The sequence below is a fragment of the Parafrankia sp. Ea1.12 genome, assembly GCF_900465275.1.
In the GTDB taxonomy this organism is placed as follows: Bacteria; Actinomycetota; Actinomycetes; order Frankiales; family Frankiaceae; genus Parafrankia; species Parafrankia soli.
This window is the reverse complement of the sequence record NZ_UBIZ01000262.1, coordinates 43,887-50,261: the sequence shown is the minus strand read 5'-3', so window position 1 is coordinate 50,261 and position 6,375 is coordinate 43,887. Positions and strand designations below refer to the sequence as shown.

6 protein-coding genes are annotated in these 6,375 nt (G+C 70.9%); 4 read left to right on the top strand and 2 right to left on the bottom strand.

Going from position 1 to position 6,375, the window contains the following annotated elements; genetic code table 11:
• The coding region (locus FMEAI12_RS11785) for a serine hydrolase domain-containing protein (protein ID WP_146776682.1) at window positions 1–1,096 on the top strand (1,096 nt) is incomplete at its 5' end.
• 88 nt (window positions 1,097–1,184) lie between these two features.
• Here the strand turns inward: FMEAI12_RS11785 and FMEAI12_RS11780 are convergent.
• Both FMEAI12_RS11780 and FMEAI12_RS11775 read right to left on the bottom strand, forming a co-directional pair.
• Window positions 1,185–2,144: a M56 family metallopeptidase gene (locus tag FMEAI12_RS11780; RefSeq protein WP_112106045.1), complete on the bottom strand. Its 960-nt coding sequence runs from the start codon at window positions 2,142–2,144 to the stop codon at window positions 1,185–1,187.
• A complete protein-coding gene (locus tag FMEAI12_RS11775) occupies window positions 2,141–2,569 on the bottom strand; it encodes a BlaI/MecI/CopY family transcriptional regulator (protein WP_112106044.1) in 429 nt (142 codons plus the stop codon). The genes FMEAI12_RS11780 and FMEAI12_RS11775 overlap by 4 nt, the downstream gene beginning before the upstream one ends.
• Before the next feature lie 220 nt (window positions 2,570–2,789).
• Between FMEAI12_RS11775 and efeU the strand changes: the two genes are divergently transcribed.
• From efeU to efeB, 3 genes are all read left to right on the top strand, one after another.
• Window positions 2,790–3,674, top strand: a complete 885-nt coding sequence (gene efeU, locus FMEAI12_RS11770) for an iron uptake transporter permease EfeU (protein WP_112106043.1) — start codon at window positions 2,790–2,792, stop codon at window positions 3,672–3,674.
• An 86-nt stretch (window positions 3,675–3,760) separates the two neighbouring features.
• Window positions 3,761–4,942, top strand: a complete 1,182-nt coding sequence (gene efeO, locus FMEAI12_RS11765) for an iron uptake system protein EfeO (protein WP_112106042.1) — start codon at window positions 3,761–3,763, stop codon at window positions 4,940–4,942.
• Window positions 4,939–6,357, top strand: coding sequence for an iron uptake transporter deferrochelatase/peroxidase subunit (efeB, locus tag FMEAI12_RS11760; RefSeq protein ID WP_112106041.1), 1,419 nt, complete (start codon window positions 4,939–4,941; stop codon window positions 6,355–6,357). Before efeO ends, efeB begins: the two co-directional genes overlap by 4 nt.
• Window positions 6,358–6,375: the final 18 nt, after the last annotated feature.

The following is a 6,375-nucleotide window of genomic DNA, read 5'->3' as shown; positions in this document are numbered from 1 at the left end:
GGCCGGGGCCGGGGCAGGGGCCCTGACGATCGCCCAGCTGCTCGGCCACACCTCGGGCCTCGCGTCCGAGCCGCCCGGTCCCTGGTGGGAACGCACGCCTGGAACGCTGCGGCCACTGCTCGACGACGTGCTCCACGAGCCGGCGGTACGCCATCCGGCGGGCCGCCGCTTCCACTACTCGAACCCCGGGTTCGCGCTGCTCGGAGCGCTGGTCAGCCGGCTGCGCGGACAACCGTGGGGCGACGCGCTGCACGAGGAGGTGCTGGCGCCGCTCGGCCTGACCCGGACCACGCTCTCCCCACAGGCACCGCACGCCGGCGGCTTCGGGGTGCATCCCTGGGCGGATGTGATGGTGCCCGAGCCGTTGGAGGACACCGGTGTGATGGCGCCGGCGGGTCAGCTCTGGTCGACCGCCGCCGACCTGTCCCGCTGGGCCGCGTTCCTGGCGCAGGGCGACAAGGCCGTTCTGAGCGCCGACACCCTCGCCGAGATGCGCCAGCCCGCCTCCGGCCCGGACGAGGCAGACGGCTGGACCACCTCTTACGGGCTCGGCCTGCAACTACGACGGCAGGACGGCCGACTGCTGTACGGCCACCTCGGCTCGATGCCGGGGTTCCTGGCCGCCGTTCTGGTGAGTCAGCGCGACGACGTCGCCGCCGTCGTCCTGGCGAACGTGACCGCTGGGCCGGCGGTGGCGCTGATCGCCGCCGACCTGATCCGCATCGTCGGCGAGCACGAGCCACGCATCCCGGACCCGTGGCGCCCGCTGCCGGCCGTCGATCCAGCGCTTCTGGCGCTCACCGGCCTGTGGCACTGGGGCCCGTCGCCACACCTGCTACATCTGCGCGCCGACCGTGGGCTGGAGCTCATCCCGCAGAGCCAGACGGGCCGTGGCGCCCGTTTCCGTGCTGAGGCGGACGGCACCTGGACCGGGCTGGACGGGTACTACGCGGGTGAGACACTGCGCGTCGTCCGCGCACCGGACGGCGCGGTCAGCCACCTGGACATCGGCACCTTCGTGTTCTCCCGCACGCCCTACGGCCCGGACGCGGACATCCCCGGCGGCCTCGACCCGGGCGGCTGGCGGACATACTGACCCGCGTTCCAGGAGCACGGTCCGAGCGTCCGTGCCAGACCGCGGCCGCCAGGCGCACGCGCGGCTCCCACGGTTCCAGGAATGCGGATCAGCGGGCAACGGTGGCTTCGGCCAGTTCGATGACGCCGTGGATGTAGAGGACGACCGCGGCGGTGCTGGCCCAGCACAGCATCGTCGCGACCGCCAGCAGGACACCCGCCCGGGTCTGGCGGAGCGGCGGATCGAGCAGGTCATGCACCCGGTCGACGACATGATCGTGGGCGGCACCGAGACCGTGGGGATGATCGTGGGCGGCGCCGGGGCGGTGGGGCGGTGCCGCGGGCCGGCCGAGCGCGGCCCGGCCCAGCGCGTGGGCCACCGTGGACGGGTCACCGACCGCGCGGACCGCGGCGGCATCCGCCCACCGCTCGATCGCATGGTCGACGGCGGGGGCGATCAGTGCCGTCAGGGGGTTGGCCGCGGCGGCGAGGCGGGTCAGCTGGACGTAGCGGTGGTGGTGGTGACGCAGGTGGGCCTGCTCGTGTGCGAGCAGCGCCAGACGCTGCGGCCCGGTCAGCAGGCGCAGCATGCCGGTGGAGACGACGACGCGTCGGTTGCGGCCAGGAACGGCGTAGGCGTGCGCGGCGGTGTCGTCGACGATCGCCAGTCCGCCCACCGCGGGCAACGCCGCGGCCGCGGCCGTGGTCCGGCGCGCGCCCACCACGACCCGGATGAGGTGGACGCCGGTCCGGCCGAGCAGGATGACCGCCAGCGCCCCTGTGGCCAGGCCGGCCGCGTGGGGAATCGGCAGCGTCGCGCGCAGGATCGGGGTCGACCAGTCGTGCGGGTGCGCCGCGGGAAAAAGATCAACCGTGCCGAGGTACGCGGACAGCGACAGCATCGTCTCGACGGCCACCGACACCGTCACCGCGAATGTGGTGAGGAGCACGGTCGCCGCCGCCGGCGGGAGATACCGGGCCGCGCCCGCCGCGGCCCTGCTCCCGGCGAGGCCGACGACAGCCGGAAACAGGGCCAGGGCGAGCAGGAACACCGGAGTGAGCGTCGTCATCTCGGTCTCCGGTTCCGGGTGTCCGGTCCCGGCGGCTTCTCGTCGGGCTCGGGGTGTCGGGCGAGCAGGTCCCGCAGGATCTGTTCGGAGTCCTCGTCCAGGCTGTCGACGAACCGGGACAGCACCGTAGCGCGATCGACGCCGGCGTCGAGCAGCTTCTGCATCTGGCGCGCGGTGAGCCCGGCCTGGGTTTCGGGCAGGCTGCCGACCAGCTGGTAGGCGTAGGCGCGGCCGCGGGGGGTGCGGGTCAGGGCCTGTTTGGCGTACAGACGTGTCAGAGTCGTCAGGATAGTCGTGTAGGCCAGGTCATCGCCCAGTTCGGCCTGGACCTGCGCCGCGGTCAACGGCCCGTCGGCCGCGGCGAGGCAGGCGACGACCTCGCTCTCCAGGCCCCCGCTCGGGCGGGGGCGGGCTCGACCGGCCACGGTGCCTCCCGTCGCTCGTTGCCTGGCGGCGCATCGCCGTGTTGCGCCGCCCAGCGATTGTGACATCACGCAGAGCGGACAATCTGTCCGCCGCACGCCCGTTGCCCCAGCTCAGCCCGATGTCGGGCGGAAAGTTGGCTTGCGTTTTCGGTAACTATTAGGTATGCCTAACCTTCAACAACTATCGCCAGATAGTTGTTGATCTGGAGGATCAAGTGTCGTGTTCGCCAACTACCTGATCGGCCTGCGTGAAGGCCTCGAGGCCGCGCTGGTCGTGAGCATCCTGATCGCCTACCTGGTCAAGGTTGGCCGACGGGACCGGCTGGTGGTCGTCGCCGGTGGGGTGGCCCTGGCGGTCGCTGTCAGCGTCACGTTCGGGGCGCTGCTGACGTACACGTCGACGAGCCTGCTCGCGGACTTCAGGAGCCAGGAGATCTTCGGCGGCACGATGTCCGCGATCGCGGTGGTGTTCGTCACCGGGATGGTCTTCTGGATGCGTCGCACCGCCCGCAGTATGCGCGCGGAGCTGGACGGACGGCTCTCCTCGGCACTGGAGCTGGGCACCTTCGCCGTCGTCCTCACGGCCTTCCTCTCGGTGGCCCGCGAGGGCCTGGAGACCGCGTTGTTCTTCTGGTCGGCGGTGCAGGCCGCGGGAAGCACGACGGAGCCGGTGATCGGTTTCTCGCTGGGCATCGCGACCGCGGTGGTGCTCGCCTGGCTGCTGTACCGGCGGTCGGTCCGGCTGAACCTCGCCCGGTTCTTCACCTGGACGGGCGCCGGCCTGATCGTGATCGCGGCCGGGGTGCTGGCCTACGCGATCCACGACCTGCAGGAGGGCGGCGTCATCGGCGGGCTGAACACCCTTGCCTTCGACGTCAGCGAGCAGATCTCACCAGGGTCGTGGTACGGGTCCCTGCTCAAGGGCGTCTTCAACTTCACCCCGCAGACCACCGTCGCCCAGGCGATCGCCTGGGCCGCCTACATCGTCCCGGTCATGACCTTGTTTTTCCTCGGTCATCGGATCCGGTCCGGCCAGCCGAGCGAGTCGAGCCAGCCGAGCCAGCCGAGTGGGCCGCCGCCCGTCCCGTCGGGATCTACCAGCTGACGGCCGCTGACGGCCACCGCGGCGGCGGGTGCCGCCACTTACGGCTGATCCATCTGTCGCATCGCCAGAAACCTTGAGGAGAACCGGTGAAATCGCCTGTCGGCCGCGTCATGCGCCTGGCCTGTCCTGTCGTCGTGGCCGCTACCCTGGTCGCGGCCTGCTCGTCGGACAACTCGACTGACGCCGGCTCGTCCGGCGCCGGCGGGGGACCGATCGCGGTGAACGCGGGTGACAAGGACTGCAAGGTGGCCAGCGCGGAACTGCCCGCGGGCCGGCACACCTTCGAGGTCACCAACACCGCGTCGCAGGTCACCGAGGTTTACGTCTACGCCGACGGCGACCGGATCATGGGCGAGGTCGAGAACGTCGGCCCGTCGACGAAGCGGAACCTGATCGTCGATCTGCCGGCCGGCAGGTACCAGGTGGCGTGCAAGCCCGGCATGGTGGGCGACGGCATCCGCACCGCGCTCACGGTTACCGGCGAGGCCGCGCCGCCGCAGACGCTCGACCAGAACCTGCAGACCGCGGTCACCTCGTACAAGACGTACGTCGGGTCCGAGACCCAGGCGCTGGTCGACACCACCGCGGGGTTCGTCGAGGCGATCAACTCGGGTGACCTGGCCAAGGCCAAAGAGGCCTACCCGAACGTCCGACTGCACTATGAGCGCATCGAGCCGATCGCGGAGTCCTTCGGCGACCTCGACCCGCTCATCGACATGCGCATCGACGACGCCACGCCCGACACCCCGTTCGTCGGCTTCCACGCGATCGAGCAGAAGCTGTTCGAGGGGAACACCCTGGACGGAACCCAGCCGCTCGCCACGGCACTGACCACGAACGTCGGCAAGCTCAACGAGCTGATCAAGACCGTGGAGCTCACGCCGCTGGTCATGGCCAACGGGGCGAAGTCGTTGCTCGACGAGGTCGCCGCGTCGAAGGTCACCGGTGAGGAGGAGCGCTACTCCCGCATCGACCTGGTCGACTTCGCCGGCAACGTCGACGGCGCCAAGTACGTCTACAGCGCGCTGCGCCCGGCCCTGCAGGAGAAGGACCCGGAGCTGGTGGCGACGCTCGACAAGCGCTTCCCCGTGCTGGTCAGCCTGCTCGACAAGCACCTGGCCAAGCCGGGGGACAGCGGCTACATCCCCGGCAGCCCGTACATCTCCTACGACAGCCTCACCCAGGACGAGGTCAAGGCCCTCGCCGTCGAGGTCGACGCCATCTCCGAGCCCATCGGACAGATCGCCGGAGTCGTGACCAGCAAGTGAGCCGACTGCCTGATCCCAGCGGCCCGGACGCCGTCGCCACCGAGGACCCCACCACCGCCGTCACCGCCGTCACCGCCAGCGGCGCCGGCGCCGCTGGCGACGCCGACGCCGATGGCCCGCGCAGCGGCCGCGGGAGCCAGCCGGCGCCCGCGGCACGCGGTTTCAGTCGTCGCCGCATGGTCGCGTTCCTCGGTGGCGCCGCGGCTGTCGGCGCGGGCGGCACCGCCGCCGGCTTCGTCGCCTCCAACTCGGAGGAGGAGTCGCCGGGGTCGGGCCAGAGGGTTCCGTTCTTCGGTTCGAACCAGGCCGGAATCGTCACCCCGGTACAGGACAGGCTGCACTTCGCCGCCTTCGACCTCAGCCCGGCGGCCACCCGCGACGACCTGATCGCGCTGCTCACCGCCTGGACCAACGCGGCGTCCAGGATGACCGCCGGGCTGGACGTCGGCACCGGCGCTGTCACCGGTGCGCCCGGCTCCCCGCCGGACGACACCGGTGAGGCGCTGGGGCTGTCGCCCGCCCGGCTGACCCTCACACTCGGCTTCGGCACCAGCCTGTTCACCGATGCCAACGGCAAGGACCGTTTCGGGATCGCCGCTTCGCGACCGGCGCAGCTCGCCGACCTGCCTGCCTTCCCCGGCGACGCCCTCGACCCAGCCTCCAGCGACGGCGACCTGTGCGTGCAGGCCTGTGCCGACGACCCGCAGGTGGCCGTGCACGCCATCCGCAACCTGGCCCGTCTCGCCCGGGGCACCGCCTCGGTGCGCTATTCCCAGCTCGGGTTCGGCCGCACCAGCTCCACCTCGACCGACCAGATCACCCCGCGCAACATGATGGGCTTCAAGGACGGCACCGCCAACATCAGGGCCGAGGACACGCCCACCATGAACACCCACGTCTGGGTCCAGCCCGGCGACGCGCCGGACTGGATGACCGGCGGCAGCTATCTCGTCAGCCGCCGCATCCGCATGCTCATCGAGCCCTGGGACAGCACCCCGCTCACCGAGCAGGAACGGGTCATCGGCCGCACCAAGGGAAGCGGAGCTCCGCTCGGCCAACAGGACGAGTTCGACCCGTTGGACTTCGCGGCGAAGGACTCCGCCGGAGAGCTGGTCGTCGACACCAAGGCCCACGTACGGCTCGCCCACCCGACCCAGAACAACGGCGCCGTGATCCTGCGCCGTGGCTACTCCTTCACCAACGGCACCGACAACCTCGGCCGCCTCGACGCCGGGCTGTTCTTCATCGCCTACCAGCGGGACCCGCGGACCCAGTTCGTCACAATTCAGAAATCACTGGCCGGCAGGTCCAACGACGCGCTCAACGAATACATCCAGCACGTCGGCAGCGGCCTGTACGCCTGCCCGCCGGGCGTCCAGCCAGGACAGTACTGGGGCCAGAAGCTCTTCGCCTGACAACACGGTCGACTCGGC